Origin of the sequence: Methylocystis sp. SB2 (genome assembly GCF_049817085.1) — a bacterium.
In the GTDB taxonomy this organism is placed as follows: domain Bacteria; phylum Pseudomonadota; class Alphaproteobacteria; order Rhizobiales; family Beijerinckiaceae; genus Methylocystis; species Methylocystis rosea.
In genome coordinates, this window is sequence record NZ_CP187401.1 from 3,251,106 (window position 1) to 3,266,087 (window position 14,982).

A 14,982-nucleotide genomic window follows, 5' to 3' on the forward strand; every position below is an offset into this window, starting at 1 on the left:
ACTGCGCCGCCAGAGGGGACACTATGAAGACTCGAGGCATAGCGCCGGCGCTGGGGCTTGCCGTCCTGGCCGCCTTTGCGCTCTCGGCCTGCGAGCAGAGCGGTCTCGCGCATCGCTCGCTTGCGCCGATCCCCTCCGAGACTGTCGCTCTGATGGAGCAGGCCGGCACGACCAAGGAAGCGCCGATGCTGATCCGCGCCTATAAGAAGGAGGCGGAACTCGAAATCTGGAAGATGCGGTCGGACGGTCATTACGTCCATCTGAAGACGTTTCCGATGTGCCGCTGGTCGGGTCAGCTCGGCCCCAAGCGTCGCCAGGGCGACCGCCAAGTGCCGGAGGGCTTTTACTCCATCGGCCCGGCGCAGATGAATCCGAACTCAAGCTATTATCTGTCGTTCAACGTCGGCTATCCGAACGCGCTCGACCGCGCCCTTGGCCACACCGGCGGCGACATCATGGTGCATGGCGCCTGCTCGTCGGCCGGCTGCTTCTCCATGACCGACAAGCAGATCGCCGAAATCTACGCGATCGCCCGCTCTTCGCTCGGCGGCGGTCAACGCGCGATTCAGATGCAATCCTTCCCCTTCAAGATGACGGCGGAAAATCTCGCCAAACATCGTCTCGATCCGAACATCGACTTCTGGAAGCAGCTCAAGGAAGGCTCCGATCATTTCGAGGTGACCTTGCAGGAGCCGCAAGTGGCCTTCTGCAACCGGCGTTACGTGTTCAACGCCGCCGGCGCGGCCAATCTCGATCCGGAGGCCGCCTGTCCGCCGCTCAAACAGGATCCGGAGATCGCCCAGGCGGTGGCCGAGAAGAGCGCCAAGGATGAAGCCAAAATCGCCCAGCTCGCGCAAAGCGGCGTGAAGCCGGTGCGGATCGTTTATCAGGACGGCGGCCAGCACCCGGCCTTTGCGTCGCGGGTTCCAGAGGTCAGCCGCCCGGAAACGATCGTTCCGCCGACCGAAATCACCCTCGACGAGAAGCCAAATCGAGGCGCCGCGTCGGCAGCGGCCAATCTCGCCGTCAAATCTCCGGTCGTGACCTTGGCCGGGGCGAAGGCCGCTGACGAAAGCCGGCAAACGCGCGTCGTCGCGATGGCGCCGATGCGCAGCGAGCACCGCGACCTGTCTGCGCTCGCAGCCTCTGATCCAAGTCCCACCAACAGCCTTAAAAAATTGGTGCGTTCGAACCGGGACGCATCGGCGGGAGATATTCCGAGGCCGCCGGCCTCTATTGGCGTCAGGAAAACCGCCGCCGCTCATTCATCCAAATCTTTTTGAGACTCTCGGATCCTTCGAACTCAAAGCCGCGCCTAGGCGCGGCTTTCTTTTTTTCCAGAGCGGTGGCCGGCGACTAGCTGAAGCTTTGCCGTGTAGCGAAAAATATCTTGACTCTTGTGCGGCGCAGCAATATAAAAGTGCGACGCAGCGAGAGTTGTCTTGCTTCGTAGCCCTCCTTGGGCGTTTCCTCCCTTGACTTGGGCCGCTGGTTCGTCCGGCGGCCCTTTTTTATGCCATCAGGTGAAAAAACGAGCCGGAAACGCCGTTTCGCGCCAGTCCGGCCGGGCGTTCATCATCGCTATAGGCGTCACGCGCCAGCGCGAAGGGCAGGCCCTCTTCGCGAAGAACAGTCGCGTAGTGAAATTCATGGCCGCGCAGTCGAAATCCGACAGCGCCCAGCGGGTGGTCCGCCGCGAGTTGCGCCTGCCGATAGCCGAGATGCAATTTCCGCTCGGCGAAGCTCGTTTCCAGTTCCAGCAGTCCGGCCATTTCATGCGCCTCGCCCGCCGCGTCGATCAGCGCGCGGCCGAGAACCATGTAGCCGCCGCATTCGCCGTGGAGCCACCCTCTCTGAGCGAAACGCCGCAACCCCTTTATGAAGCCTTGCGCCGCCGACAGCCGGCCGGCGTGCAGCTCCGGATAGCCGCCCGGCAGCCAGCAGAGATCGCAATCTTCAGGCGGCGCCTCATCGGCGAGCGGCGAGAAGAAGCAAAGCTCCGCGCCGGCGTCGCGCCAGCTCTGCGCGAGATGCGGATAGAAGAAGGAGAAAGCGTCGTCGCGCGCGACCGCGATGCGCTGGGCGGGGGGCGGAAGGACCCCCTCCCTGTCCCTCCCCCGCTTTCGCAAACCGGGTGTTCCCGGTTTGCGCATCGAATCCGAAGTCGGCAACAGCCGACTTCGAACGGGAGAGGGGACGCTAACGATGGTTTCGCGTGTTGCTGATGACGTGCGCCGCCTTGCTCCCTCTCCCGCGAAGCGGGGGAGGGTCGGGGAGGGGGCGGCGCGCGCAGTCTCGGTCACTGCACCCACATCCACATGCGCTTCGACGAAATCCGCGAGCGCCTCGAGACGCCCGTCGAGACCTGCCGTTTCGCCGGCCTGCACCAGCCCCAGATGGCGTTCGGGGAGAGCAACCGCCTCGTTGCGGGGCAGCGCGCCGAACACCTGGATGCCCAGCGCCTCGATCGCTTCGCCGGCGAGCCTGCGATGCCGCTCGGAGCCGACGCGGTTCAATACGACGCCGGCGACCTTTACGCGCGCGTCGTGTCCGGCGATCCCGCGGACAATCGCCGCCGCCGTCTGCCCTTGGCCGGAGACGTCATGAACAAGCACGACCGGCCAGCCTAGCAAGGCGGCGACGTCGGCGCTGGCGCCGCTTCCCGCCGCCCCGCCGGGCGCGCCGTCAAACAGCCCCATCGCGCCTTCAGCGATCACGATGTCCGCGCCTTCGCTAGCCCGCGCGGCGAGCCGCGCAATCAGCGCCGCATCCATCGCCCATGAATCGAGATTGACGCCGGCGCGGCCGGTCGCCGCCGCGTGAAAGGCGGGGTCGATGTAGTCCGGCCCGCATTTGACCGGGGCGACGCGCAAACCGCGCCGCATCAGCGCGCGCATCAAGCCGAGCGTCAGCGTCGTCTTGCCCGAGGAGGAGCGGGCAGCGCCGATCAGCAGGCCGGGCGCGGTCACCTTTCGCCGCTCGGCCGAAAGCGGCGATCATAGTCCGCGTCGTAAAGCGCGCTTTCCCGGAAATCTTCGCTCGCGAGCGCCGGTCCGACGAGAATGAGCCCGGTGCGCTCCATCGGCGTCTCGGCGGCGCGCGCTTCAATATCGGCCAGCGTGCCGCGCACGATGCGCTCATCGGGCCATGAGGCGCGGTAGACCAGCGCGACGGAACAGCCGCCGCCATAATAGGGCGTCAGCTCCTCCACGACCCGCGCGAGAACATGGATCGAGAGATGGATCGCGAGCGTCGCGCCGGATTGCGCGAATGTCGCGAGGCTTTCGCGCTCAGGCATCGATGAGGCGCGCCCCGAGGTGCGCGTCAGCACCAGCGACTGCGCGACTTCGGGCAGGGTGAGTTCGCGCATCAACGCGGCGCTCGCCGCCGCGAAGGCGGGAACGCCGGGCGTCATTGTGCAAGGAATGCCGAGCGCGTCGAGGCGGCGCATCTGCTCGCCCACCGCGCTCCAGATCGAAAGATCGCCCGAATGCAGCCGCGCGACTTCGAGGCCGGCGTCATGCGCCTGCTTCATCTCGGCGACGATGTCGTCGAGCGACAGCGGCGCGGTGTCGACGATGCGCGCCCCCGGCGGACAATGCGCGAGCACGCCCGCGGGCACGAGCGAGCCGGCGTATAGGCAGACCGGGCATCGCGCGATGAGATCGCGCCCGCGCAGGGTAAGCAAATCGGCGGCGCCAGGACCGGCGCCAATGAAATGCACGGTCATGAGTTGTTCTCTTCGCCGCGCTTTGCCAGCGCGCAGGCGGCGACCGGCGTCGTAATGCGCGGCGAGACAAGGCGGCTCCCTGGCCCGGCGCCGACAAGCGCCGCGGCTTCGGCGACGCTGCCGACTCCAAACATCGCCTGCACGCGCGGCGAATGCGTCGCCGCGGTCGCCTTGCGGGCGCGCAGCGCGGCGAGCGGCAGAAAGACGAGTTCAAGCCCGAGTTCGCGCGCCGCCTCGTGCAGACCGGTTTCCTGCGCCTTGCTTTGGAGCGCGCAAAGCTGCGCCTCGCGCAGGTCGACGTTGTGCGTTTGCGCGACGCGGCGCACGAGTTCGACGATATCGTTCGCGGCGACGCCGCGTCTTGCGCCGAGCCCGAAGGCGTATGTCGCGTTCATCTCTTTGTCGCTCGCCATTGCGTGACCGCCATTGCTGGATCGAGCGCATGGAAGCGGCCGATCGGACGCGCATGCGCGATCTGCAGATGTATAAGCTCGCCGCCATTGTCGCGATAGGCGTCGGCGAGCAGCGACTGAGTCTCGATCGTAACGGCGTTGACGACGATGCGTCCGAAGCGAGGCAGCGCGTCCCACGCGGCGGCGAGCGTCGCCGCATCGGCCCCGCCGCCGATGAAGATCGCCTGCGGCGCATCGAGTTCGGCGAGCGCTAGCGGCGCTTCGTCCGCGACGACGCTGAGATCCGGAACGCCGAGCGACAGCGCGTTGCGCGCGATGCGCGCCGCGCGCGTGGCGTCCCGCTCGATGGCGATGGCGCGGTTTGAGGGATCGCTCAGCATCCATTCGATGCCGACGGAGCCGGCGCCTGCGCCGATGTCCCACAGCAATTCGCCCTTGCGCGGCGCGAGCGCGGAGAGCGTCACGGCGCGGATGTCGCGCTTGGTGAGCTGCCCGTCATGCTCGAACCAATCGTCAGGCAGACCCGGCGCAAGCGGAATGACGACTGCATCTCCGCCGGCTTCCACTTCGACGGCGACCGTGTTGAGCGGCGCAATGTCATCGAGCCCGAAGGCGTCGGCGCGCGCGTCGCGGACGCGCTCATGTGGACCGCCGAGCCGCTCGAGCATATGGAGGCGCGATCCGCCCATGCCGCGCAGGGCGAGGTGGCGCGCAAGGCGCGCGGGCGTCGTCTCGTCCCAGGAGAGCGCGATAATCTTTGCGCACGGCTGCAGATGCGGCGTCACGCGCTCAAAGGCGCGGCCGTGCAGCGAGAGGAGGGCGCAGTCCTGCTGGCTCCATTTGAGCCGTGCGGCCGCGAGTGAAAACGCCGAAGGCGCCGGAACGCAGAAAATCTCGTCACGCGCGACATGACGCGCGATGAGATCGCCGACGCCGTAGAAGAAGGGATCGCCTGAGGCGAGAACCACCGTGGGCCTCCCGCGCTGCGCGAGAATTCGCGGCAAGGCGTCGGAGAGCGGCGAGGGCCACTGCAGGCGCTCCGCCGGCGCGTCGATCATCGCGAGATGTCGCGCGCCGCCGACGATCAGCGAGGCTTGCGCGACGAGCGCGCGCGCCGCCGGCGCGAGAGCGCCGGCGCCGTCTTCGCCGAGGCCGATCAGCGACAACCATGGCGCGTTCATGTGGCCTTCCGCGACGTATAGACCCAGTCGCGCGCGCGATCGCGCGAAATGCGCCGCGTGCCGCTGGCGCCGATCACGACCAGCGTCGACATGTCGACCTTGTCGCCCTCGGCTTCATCAAGTCGCGTCAGAATGATCTCTTCATTCTCGCGGCCGACGGATTTCGCGAGGCCGACGAAAGTCTCGCCGGGAAGATGACGACGCAGCAGCGCAAAGGCGTCGTCGATGCGCGTCGGCCGCGCGCGCGACGCCGGATTGTAAAGCGCGATCACGAAGTCGCCTTGCGCGGCATGTTCCAGCCGCTTGGCGATCACGTCCCACGGCTTGAGATTGTCAGAGAGCGAGATCGCGCAAAAGTCATGGCCGAGCGGCGCGCCGAGCCGCGCCGCCGCCGCCTGCATCGCCGAGACGCCGGGCAGCACGCGAATATCGAGATCGCGCCACTCGCGCGGGCCGCCGTCGACCGCTTCAAACACCGCCGCCGCCATGGCGAAGACGCCGGGATCGCCGCCGGAGACGACGGCCACGCGGCGACCCTGCGCGGCGCGCGCCAGCGCCTCCCGCGCGCGGTCGATCTCGACGCGGTTGTCGCTTGCAAGCCGTGTCTGCCCTGCGCGCTCGGGAACGCGCGCGACGTAAGCCGCATAGCCGATGATGTCCTGCGCGGCGTCGAGCGCTTCTTGCGCCTCGTGAGTCAGCCATCGCGCGTCGGCCGGACCGAGGCCGACAATGTCGAGCGCGCCGCTCAAGGGCGCCGGCCTCGCCCCGGCACAAGCGCCATCGAGAAATAGGGCGCGTCATCGTCGCGCTTGTCGGCGAAGCGCATGATCTTTTCGCCGGGCATCGCGCCGCGTTCGACATAGATCGCGCGATCGATAACGCCGGCGCGAGTCATCGCGCGGCGCAGCTTGGCGAAATTGCCGCCAAGCTTCATCACCACCGCGGCGTCGGTTTCGGCGAGGCGTGACGCAAGTCTGTCTTCGTCGAGCGTCGCCGGCAGAACGGTGAGAATGTCGTCGCCCCAGGCCATCGGCTGGCGCGCCGCGGCGAAACATCCCGACATGCCGGAGACGCCGGCGCAAATCTCGATGCGAAAGCGCGCGTCGAGCCGCGCGAACATATGCATGAAGGAACCGTAGAGCAGCGGATCGCCTTCGCAGAGCAGCGTCACGTCGCGTCCGGCTTCGAGCACGGCGCGAATGCGCATCACGCAATCTTCATAGAAGTGCTGAAGCGACGAGACATATTCCGGCTGATCGAAAGGAATCTCCGTCGTCACCGGATAGAGCAGCGCGATCTCTTCGCAGCCCGGCGCGAGATAGGGCGCGGCGATCGCGCGCGCGTGGCTTGCGCGTCCGCTCTTGGCGAAGAAGGCGACGACGTTCGCCGCGCCGATCAGGCGCGCGGCCTTCACCGTCACAAGCTCCGGATCGCCGGGACCCAGTCCAACGCCGATCAGCGCGCCGAGCGTCGCGACGGCTTCTTGCGATGTCGAGGCGAGCGCGTTCATTCCTGCTCGCTCGCCAGCGCATTGATGGCGGCGGCGGCCATGGCGCTGCCGCCCTTGCGGCCTTTCACGATCACGAAGGGAACGCGGCCGTACTCGCGCAGCGCGTCCTTCGACTCCGCCGCGCCGACGAAGCCGACCGGCATGCCAATGATGGCGGCCGGAGGCGCCGCGCCTTCGTCAATCATCTCGAGAAGGCGGAACAGCGCGGTCGGCGCATTTCCGATCGCGACCAATGCGCCATCCATACGATTGCGCCACAGCTCCAGCGCCGCGGCGCTGCGCGTGGTGCCGATCTCGGCGGCGAGCGCCGGCACGCGCGGCTCGAGCAGCGTGCAGACCACCTGGTTCTCCGCCGGCAGACGCGAACGCGTGACGCCATGCGCGACCATGTTGGAGTCGCATAGAATCGGCGCGCCCTTCTGTAGCGCGTCGCGCGCCGCCGCAACAAAGTCCGGCGAGAATTCGATGTCGTCGGCGAGTTCCACCATGCCGCAGGCGTGGATCATGCGCACGGCGATCTTTTCCTGCTCGGGCGTGAAACGCGAGAGATTCGACTCGGCGCGAATGGTTGCAAAAGAGCGCGCATAAATCTGCGCGCCTTCGTGGATATAGTCGAAGCGGCGGCTCATTGCGTCCGACCGCTTGCGCGCGCGGAGAGTTCGCGCATGACGGCCTCGAATGTCAGCGATCTGAAGCGCGGCGCGCCATCGGCGCCGCCGTTCTCGATGAGATCGAATCCTTCAGCGCAGGCAAGCAGCGTGATGGGCGAGGCGCTCTGCCGGGCGCAGCCTTTGGCGCAGCCCGAAAGATGTAGGCCGACGCCGTCAACGCCGACGATCTTTTGCGCAAGCGGCGCGAGATCCATCACATGCGCGCGCGTCTCGGCGATCGCCTGCGGACATTCCGGCGCGCCGGGACAGGCGATGACGGCAAGGCGCTTGTCGTTGGCCGACGTGATGAAGTCGCGGTTTTCCGCGCGCGAGACGACGCGACGCGCGTTGTCCTCATTGGGCGTGACGATCAGCAGGGCGCGCCACGGCGTGAGGCGCAGTTCGCCTATTCCCTCGCTTTGTGCAAAATCGGCGACCGCGGCGAGTTCGTCCGCGCGCCAGCGGCCGAAAGGCGCGCCGACGCCGGCGAAAGCGATGGCGCCGCAGCGCTGGGCGCCAAAAATTTGCGACCATCGCGCAGGCGCGGGCGCTTCCCTAGAAACGCCCATGACGAGTCCGGCCGCACGCGCGAGCGCGTCGACGCCGAGCGCCTCGACCAGCGTGCGGACGCGCCTGAAGCTATTTGCATGACGGTCGCGCAGCTCCACGAAGGCGCGTGCAAAGCGCAACGCCGCGTCGAGCGCGTCATCGGTCGAGACGACGACGGCGCGATTGGAAACGCCGGCGATGCGAATTGCGACGTCGCCGTTTGCAATCGCTTCGATCCGAATGTCGGCCTCGACATCGGCAAGCGACAGCGCGCCGCCATCATCGAGAAGAAACAGAAATTTCGGCGGAAGCGCACGCAGCGCCGAGTCGCGCTGCACTTCCGCAGCAAGCTCCACGGCCATGGCGTTGGCGTCGAAAGCGCCAGCGACGAGTCCGGCGAGCGGCGACGTGATGACATTCGTCACGCGTTCGGCGTCGGCGCTCGGCGGGAGCATGCCGATCGCCTCGAGGCCGCGCAGGGCTTCGGCGATCGTCGCCTCGCTGATCCCGCGCAGCTGCAGTTGCGCGCGCTGCGAGAGATCGATCAGCCCATTGCCGCAGCTGTCCGCAATTCGCGCGATCTCGCGCGCCTGCGCCGCGCTCATGCGAGAGCCGACCGCCTTGGCGCGGATCAGCAAACCGTCGCCGCTCGGCATCGGCGCGAAGGCTCCGGGACACCAGCCTTTGATCTCAGGCCTCGGCTGCAAGACGCCCTCCCTCTTGGCGTTCGATATCGCTTAAGGCGCCGCGCACGCTGTTGCGTTGCGTATTCCACAAGCCGCGCACAAGCGCTTCGCTAAAAACGCGCGCGATTGCGGTGAGCGCGCGGGGATTCTCTATAGCAAGAAAATCCCGTGTCGCATCATCACCTAAGGTGGCGTCAAAAGCGAGATCGAATTGCGCATCGCTAATGAGGCCGCTTGTCGCGGCGAAAGCATAGAGATTGTCTATCGTCTCGGCGATTTCGCCGGCGCCGCGGTGGCCGTGCCGCTTCTGGCCTTGAAGCCATTGGGGATTGGCGAGCCGCATGCGTAGGACGCGCGCGATTTCGTCTTTCAGAGCGCGCGGCCGTAACCGTTCCGGCCGCGTCGCATCGATATGCACCAAATCGGCGTCGCCGCCAAGCATGGCGTTAGCGGCGGCGAAACCGCCCTCGTAATCGGCGAAGGCGGGTCCGATCAGAACGTCGACTTCGGCCATGTCCTGCACATGGACATGCGCATCGGCGTCAGCGACGCGCGCGCTGAACGCGGCGACGGCTTCGTTGCTTTCGCCGGCGCGATCATAGGCGTGACCCGCGGCGCAAAGATAGGCGCGCGCAAGATCGTCGCGGTCCGACCATTCGCCGCGCTGCACGCGATCGCTTACGCCAAGGCCGTAAGAGCCGTCAGCGGCCCCGAAGACGCGGCGCAGATCGTCGACCGTTTTCAGCGGATTGATTTCAGCGTCTTCATCGCGCGCGGCGACCGCGCGCACGGCGTCGTCGAACAGCGCCATGAGATTTCCGAACATGTCGCGGAACAGCCCCGAAACCTGCAGCGTCACGTCGACGCGCGGAAACTCGAGCCGCGCCTGCGGCAAAATTTCAAAGCCGATGACGCGCGCACTCGCCGTATCCCAGCGTGGCGCGACGCCAAGAAGCGCGAGCGCTTGCGCGAAATCCTCGCCGCCGGTGCGGATCGTCGCGCTGCCCCACAGGTCGAGCATGATGTGGCGCGGGAATTCGCCATGCAGTTGCGCGTGGCGCGTCATCACCTCGGCGGCGGCGCGGCGGCCAATGTCATAGGCCGTTTGCGTGGGCGCATGGCGCGGATCGATGCAATAAAGATTGCGGCCGGTCGGCAGAACGTCGGCGCGTCCGCGCGACGGCGCGCCGGCGGGGCCGGGCTCGACGAAGCGGCCCGCAAGCGCGGCGATAAGCGCGTTGCGTTCGGCGCGCGCGCAGGCGCCGCGCGCAGGATCCACGTCTGAATCTTCTTCGGCGCGCCCGAAGACATGGAGTCCGTCGCCGATGCGCATGTCCTTGAGGTCGCACATCCAGGCGTCGAGCCGCGTCAATGTCTCGGCGATGTCCATCTCGCGCGAGACGCCGCATTCGGCGGCAAGACCGCTGCGCTCGGCTTCGTCGATGATCGCGCCGGCGATGAGTTTTGCGCGGCGCGCGTCAAGCGCGCTCGCCGTCGCATATTCATCGAGCAGCGTTTCGACTTTCGCCGCCGCGTCGAACAGTTCGGCGTCGACGAGCGGCGGGGTCAGATGGCCAATGGTCACGGCGCATGTGCGTCGCTTCGCCTGCGCCGCTTCGCCGGGATCATTGACGATGAAAGGATAGATGAGCGGCGTCGGACCGAGCACCGCTTCCGGCGCGCACGTCTCGGACAGCATGACCGATTTTCCGGGAAGCCATTCGAGCGTGCCATGCGCGCCAAGATGAATGAGCGCGTCGATCTTTCGCACATGTCGCAGCCAAAGATAGAAAGCGACATAGGCGTGACGCGGCGGGCGCTGAACGTCGTGGTAGGACTCGTAACGCTCCGTGCGCGCGCCGCGATCGGGCTGCAGCGCGATGATGAGCTTGCCGGCTTCGAGACAGGAAAATCGGAAGACGCCGTCGACGAGGGCAGGATCATCCTGCGGCGCGCCCCAGGCGTCGTTGACGCTTGCGACGAAAGCTGCGGGGAGGGTTGAAAGCCAAGCGCGGTAATCAGCAAGCGAGACTTCGATGACGAACGTCCGGTCTTCCAGATCACGCAGCAAAGATGACGCGCGTTCCCTTCTCCCGCTTGCGGGAGAGGGTGGCCCGGCGAAGCCGGGTCGGGAGAGGGCCCTCATCCGTCGCCACTGCGTGGCGACACCTTCTCCCGCAAGCGGGAGAAGGATATCGCGCTCAGAGTCGACGCCAACTTCATATCCCGCATCGACCAACGCCGAGACGATCTCATGCACGCTTGCTTCCGCATCGAGGCCGATGGCGTAGCCGCCGCGGCCGCGACGCGCCGGATAATCCGAAAGAATAAGCGCGAGGCTCTTGTCTGCATTGGGTTTGCGGCGCAGCCGCGCCCAGTTCAACGCGAGGTCCGCGACGAAGTCGATGCGCGAGCGTTCCGGCGCATGGCGCGTCTCGCTGAATTCCGCCGCAAGACGCAGCGGCGCTTCCTCCTTGAAGGAAATCGTGCGCGTGAAGATGCGCCCGTCAACTTCCGGCAGAACGACATTCATCGCGAGATCGGCGCCGTTCGCGCCGCGCGTTGAGCCTTCCCATGCTTCGCGTGAAGAGATGGCAAGTGCGACCTGCAGCACCGGCGCGTCCGCGCCATCGAGCACGCTTCCCGTGTCGCGACGCGCCGAAAAGGCGGTGGCGTTGAGGATGACGTCGGGCGCGAAGGATTCGAGCGCGCCCGAAACGAAAGCTTCGCTCTCCGCCTCCTTCAGGCTCGCGACATAGATCGCCTCGACGGAGAACCCCCGCTCAGCCAGCGCATCGGCGAGCGCGACGATCGGCGCGACGTCATCGGCAAGGAACATGGCGCGATAGAAGACGATCGTCGCGCGTAAGGCACCGCCGGCGCGGCAAGTGGATTGGAATTTCCCGGCGCTGGCGACGGGAGCGCTTTCGCGCCACTGCGCCGGATCGCCGGCAAGAGTTGCGGCATAGCCGAGGAATGAACGCAGATTGTCGGGACCACCATCCTGAAAGAAGCGCCAAATTCGATTGAGCGTTTCTGTGTCGAGCGTCGACGCTTGTTTCAGACGTGCGTCGTCGTGCGCATCGCCAGGAACGATCGCGAGGGCGATGCCCTTCGCGCGCGCCAGCGCCTCGAGCTGCTCGACTCCATAGGGCCAATAGTCTTTGCCGCCGAGCAGCCGCACGACGATCAGCCGCGCATGTTGCGCGACGGCGTCGAGATAGAGATCGACGGAGTAGGGGTGCTTCAATTGCGCGAGCGACGCGCAGCGAAAGCTCGGGAGAGTCGCGCCGCTTTGCTCATAAAGCCCCGCCAGCAGCCGCAGCTCTGAATCAGAGAAGGATAGAAACACGATCTCCGCGGGAGATTGTCCAAGATCGACGGCGGCGCCGGCGTCGTCGAGATTATGGAGATCGCGCGGGAGTAGATGCATGGCGTATCACGGCTGCGCCAGCGTCGCGATCACCGCGTCGCGATTGAGGCCTTTCTCGCCGATGATCACGACGCGACTCATGCGCTGCTCATCGGGTCTCCACGCCCGATCGAAATGATGTTCGATGCGCGCGCCGACGCCTTGCACGAGCAGGCGCATCGGCTTGCCGATAACTTCGACGAATCCCTTGATGCGCAGCACGTCATGCGCGCGCGCCGCTTCGGCCAGTCGCGCAACCAGCGCCGCCGGATCGGCGACGGCCGAGAGCGACACGACGAAACTATCGAAGTCGTCATGGTCATGTTCCGGCTCGGCGTCATGATGCGACGGACGGGTCGCGAGATCATCCTCCGCCGCCGCCGAAAGGCCGAGCAGCACGAGCGGATCGACGCGCCCGCCGCTGGCGCGCACGATCTTCGCCGCTTTCCGGGCGCCTAGCGCCAAGCGGTTTGCGACGTCGCGTTCTTCGTCGGCGCCCAGCAGATCGGTCTTGTTGAGGATGATAAGATCGGCGCAGGCGAGCTGATCTTCGAACACTTCTTCCAGCGGATTGTCGTGGTCGATCGTCTGCGTGTCTTCGCGCTCCTTGGCGATCGCATCGAGATCGTCAGCGAAACGGCCCTCCGCCACGGCCTTGCCGTCGATGACGGCGATGACGCCGTCGACCGTCAGCTTGGAGCGGATCGCCGGCCAGTCGAACGCCTTTACCAGCGGCTTGGGCAGCGCCAGTCCAGAGGTTTCGATGATGATGTGATCGGGACGTTTTTCATGCGCCAGCAGCGCTTCGATCGCCGGGATGAAATCGTCGGCGACGGTGCAGCACAGACAGCCGTTGGCGAGTTCGACGATGTTTTCTTCCGGGCAGTTTTCCACGCCGCAGGCGCGCAGGATTTCGCCGTCGACGCCAACGTCGCCGAATTCATTGATGACGAGCGCGAGGTGCCGGTCCTTGGCGTTTTCGAGCACATGACGGATGAGCGTCGTCTTCCCCGCGCCAAGGAAGCCGGTGACAATCGTTGCAGGGATTTTGGCGCTCATGAGGATTCCTGTTGGCGCGACTGGAGTCGCCAGACGAGACCGGCGAGCGCGCCGGCAAGCGCCCAGCTGATCGCCTGAACGGCGAGCGAGGCGGCCGCGAAGCGCGCGGCGAGCTCCGCCGGCGCCGTGCTCTCGGGCGTCGCGGGCTGCGGCGCGAAGAAATGCGGCGCGACGATCAGTACGACGCCGACGATTTTTGCCGCGGTCGAGTCAAGCCGCAACAAGGCGAAGAGTCCGGCGCCGGTGGACAGCGCGGTCGCAAGCCACCAGATTTGGCGCGCGGCGAGTTCGGTTTCCGCCATGCCGGGAAGCTGCGGCGCGAGGCCAAGACTCGTTGCGAGTCCCGTCGCGGCGAAGGCGCAGGCGCCCCAGAGCGCGGCGCGGCGCGGCGCGATGGCGTCGCCGGAGAGAAGCATCGCGGCGAGCAGGATGAGCGCATAGCCGATCGAGACGGCGATCGTCGCGACGCTGGTCGCCGCCGTGCGGCTCAGGCCGGCAAGCGCTGCGCCCGCGTCGGCCCCGTCATGCGCATGCTGCGCCGCCTCATAGACCTCGGCGGCGAGGATGAGCGGCGTCGTGGTGAAGTGCTGCAGGGCCGCGACCGCAAGCCCGGCGACAAGGCCGGCGATCAGGCCGGTCGTCAAAACGCGCGCGATCAAACGCGTTGCGGCCTAGTGACAGGGGAAGGAGAGCGCGTGGCGCGTGTCATGCGCCGCGTCATGCACGCTTTCTGGATAGGCGAAGCCCGCAAGCCAAACGAGCCCGAAGCCGAGAGTGAGCGCAACAACGGCGGCCTTCAGCGCCTCAAGTCTCGAAGCGGGGAGGGCGGCGGCGTTGGCGGATGATTTGGCGTTCATATCGGTCTCCCTGCCGCCCCACCGGCGGCGATGCGATGCGCGCGGCGATCCGAAACGATCGCCTTGACGGCAGGTCTCCTGGCTCCCGGGTCGTCGGATCGCGCCGCCTTCCCAAGCCTCACGCTCAGTGGCAGATGGCGCGGACCTTGCCGGCTACAGTTGCGGGGGCAGCCGCGGAAAAAGGCGTAATGCCCGCGCCGCGTTCCCTTTTCACTTCTTGCGAAGGACCGTCCCGACTAGTCATATGCGCGGCTCATGCTTCCGTCAAACCGGCCGAGGAGCGCCTGTGACCGAGATGAACGAAGACGACGAGGCGCGGCGGCATCGTCTCAAGATGGAGAAGCGCAAGGCCGTCCAGGACGCCGAGGTCGCCGGCAAGACGGTCGCCCGCAAAGGCCTGCTGATGGTCCACACGGGCGCCGGCAAGGGCAAGTCGACGGCGGCCTTCGGGCTGGCGTTGCGCGCGCTTGGCCATGGCTGGAAGATCGGCGTCGTTCAGTTCGGCAAGGGCCAGTGGCAGACAGGCGAGCGGAACATGCTCGAAAAGCTCGGGCAAGAGTTCGGTCAGGTCGCCTGGCATACGCTTGGCGAGGGCTTCACCTGGGAGACTCAGGACCGCGCGCGCGACGAGGCGGCGGCGCGGCGCGCCTGGGAGAAGGCGCGCGAACTGATGGACGACCCTCACATTCGCCTGCTGGTGCTCGACGAATTGAACATTGCGCTGCGCTACGAGCATTTGCCGCTGGAGGAAGTACTGGGCGCGCTCGCCGCGCGGCGCGATGATCTCAACGTCGTCGTGACCGGACGCAACGCCAAGCCGGAGCTCATCGCCGCCGCCGATCTCGTCACCGAGATGACCCTGGTCAAGCACCATTTCGGCGCCGGCGTCAAAGCGCAGGAGGGAATCGAATTCTAACCCGAAACCTGTTCTGAAG

General features: G+C 66.6%; 14 protein-coding genes and 1 riboswitch. Of the genes, 2 read left to right on the forward strand and 12 right to left on the reverse strand.

Annotated features, from left to right (window positions below):
- The first annotated feature begins 23 nt into the window (after positions 1-23).
- Complete coding sequence (locus ACPS74_RS15810; protein WP_051381646.1) at positions 24-1,283, forward strand: L,D-transpeptidase family protein; 1,260 nt, start codon at positions 24-26, stop codon at positions 1,281-1,283.
- Between the two features lie 228 nt (positions 1,284-1,511).
- Here ACPS74_RS15810 and ACPS74_RS15815 read toward each other — a convergent pair whose 3' ends face one another.
- From ACPS74_RS15815 to ACPS74_RS15870, 12 genes are read right to left on the reverse strand one after another with little or no spacing between them, the layout of a single operon-like run.
- The gene (locus ACPS74_RS15815) at positions 1,512-2,969 is read right to left on the reverse strand and encodes a cobyrinate a,c-diamide synthase (protein WP_029650133.1); all 1,458 of its coding nucleotides are present in this window, start codon (positions 2,967-2,969) and stop codon (positions 1,512-1,514) included.
- Entirely contained in the window at positions 2,966-3,730 is a 765-nt protein-coding gene (gene cobM, locus ACPS74_RS15820; RefSeq protein WP_029650131.1) for a precorrin-4 C(11)-methyltransferase, read from the reverse strand. The genes ACPS74_RS15815 and cobM overlap by 4 nt, the downstream gene beginning before the upstream one ends.
- Complete coding sequence (locus ACPS74_RS15825; protein WP_029650129.1) at positions 3,727-4,143, reverse strand: cobalamin biosynthesis protein; 417 nt, start codon at positions 4,141-4,143, stop codon at positions 3,727-3,729. The genes cobM and ACPS74_RS15825 overlap by 4 nt, the downstream gene beginning before the upstream one ends.
- The gene (locus ACPS74_RS15830; RefSeq protein WP_029650127.1) at positions 4,122-5,324 is read right to left on the reverse strand and encodes a bifunctional cobalt-precorrin-7 (C(5))-methyltransferase/cobalt-precorrin-6B (C(15))-methyltransferase; all 1,203 of its coding nucleotides are present in this window, start codon (positions 5,322-5,324) and stop codon (positions 4,122-4,124) included. The genes ACPS74_RS15825 and ACPS74_RS15830 overlap by 22 nt, the downstream gene beginning before the upstream one ends.
- Complete coding sequence (gene cobJ / locus ACPS74_RS15835) at positions 5,321-6,073, reverse strand: precorrin-3B C(17)-methyltransferase (protein ID WP_029650126.1); 753 nt, start codon at positions 6,071-6,073, stop codon at positions 5,321-5,323. The genes ACPS74_RS15830 and cobJ overlap by 4 nt, the downstream gene beginning before the upstream one ends.
- Positions 6,070-6,834: a precorrin-2 C(20)-methyltransferase gene (locus ACPS74_RS15840; RefSeq protein ID WP_029650125.1), complete on the reverse strand. Its 765-nt coding sequence runs from the start codon at positions 6,832-6,834 to the stop codon at positions 6,070-6,072. Before ACPS74_RS15840 ends, cobJ begins: the two co-directional genes overlap by 4 nt.
- Positions 6,831-7,463 (reverse strand): precorrin-8X methylmutase, encoded by a 633-nt coding sequence (locus ACPS74_RS15845; RefSeq protein ID WP_029650123.1) that lies wholly within the window; start codon positions 7,461-7,463, stop codon positions 6,831-6,833. Before ACPS74_RS15845 ends, ACPS74_RS15840 begins: the two co-directional genes overlap by 4 nt.
- Complete coding sequence (gene cobG, locus ACPS74_RS15850; RefSeq protein WP_029650121.1) at positions 7,460-8,740, reverse strand: precorrin-3B synthase; 1,281 nt, start codon at positions 8,738-8,740, stop codon at positions 7,460-7,462. Before cobG ends, ACPS74_RS15845 begins: the two co-directional genes overlap by 4 nt.
- Positions 8,724-12,152 (reverse strand): cobaltochelatase subunit CobN, encoded by a 3,429-nt coding sequence (gene cobN / locus ACPS74_RS15855; protein ID WP_239754803.1) that lies wholly within the window; start codon positions 12,150-12,152, stop codon positions 8,724-8,726. The genes cobG and cobN overlap by 17 nt, the downstream gene beginning before the upstream one ends.
- Positions 12,153-12,158: 6 nt before the next feature.
- Positions 12,159-13,190: a cobalamin biosynthesis protein CobW gene (gene cobW, locus ACPS74_RS15860; protein WP_029650969.1), complete on the reverse strand. Its 1,032-nt coding sequence runs from the start codon at positions 13,188-13,190 to the stop codon at positions 12,159-12,161.
- A complete protein-coding gene (locus ACPS74_RS15865) occupies positions 13,187-13,849 on the reverse strand; it encodes a CbtA family protein (RefSeq protein ID WP_029650971.1) in 663 nt (220 codons plus the stop codon). The genes cobW and ACPS74_RS15865 overlap by 4 nt, the downstream gene beginning before the upstream one ends.
- Before the next feature lie 12 nt (positions 13,850-13,861).
- On the reverse strand, positions 13,862-14,047 hold the full coding sequence (locus tag ACPS74_RS15870; protein ID WP_029650973.1) for a CbtB domain-containing protein: 186 nt from the start codon (positions 14,045-14,047) through the stop codon (positions 13,862-13,864).
- A gap of 51 nt (positions 14,048-14,098) precedes the next feature.
- Positions 14,099-14,294: riboswitch (cobalamin riboswitch) on the reverse strand.
- A gap of 48 nt (positions 14,295-14,342) precedes the next feature.
- On the opposite strand from ACPS74_RS15870, the gene cobO reads away from it, so the two are divergent.
- Complete coding sequence (gene cobO, locus ACPS74_RS15875) at positions 14,343-14,963, forward strand: cob(I)yrinic acid a,c-diamide adenosyltransferase (protein WP_029650975.1); 621 nt, start codon at positions 14,343-14,345, stop codon at positions 14,961-14,963.
- Positions 14,964-14,982 lie beyond the last annotated feature (19 nt).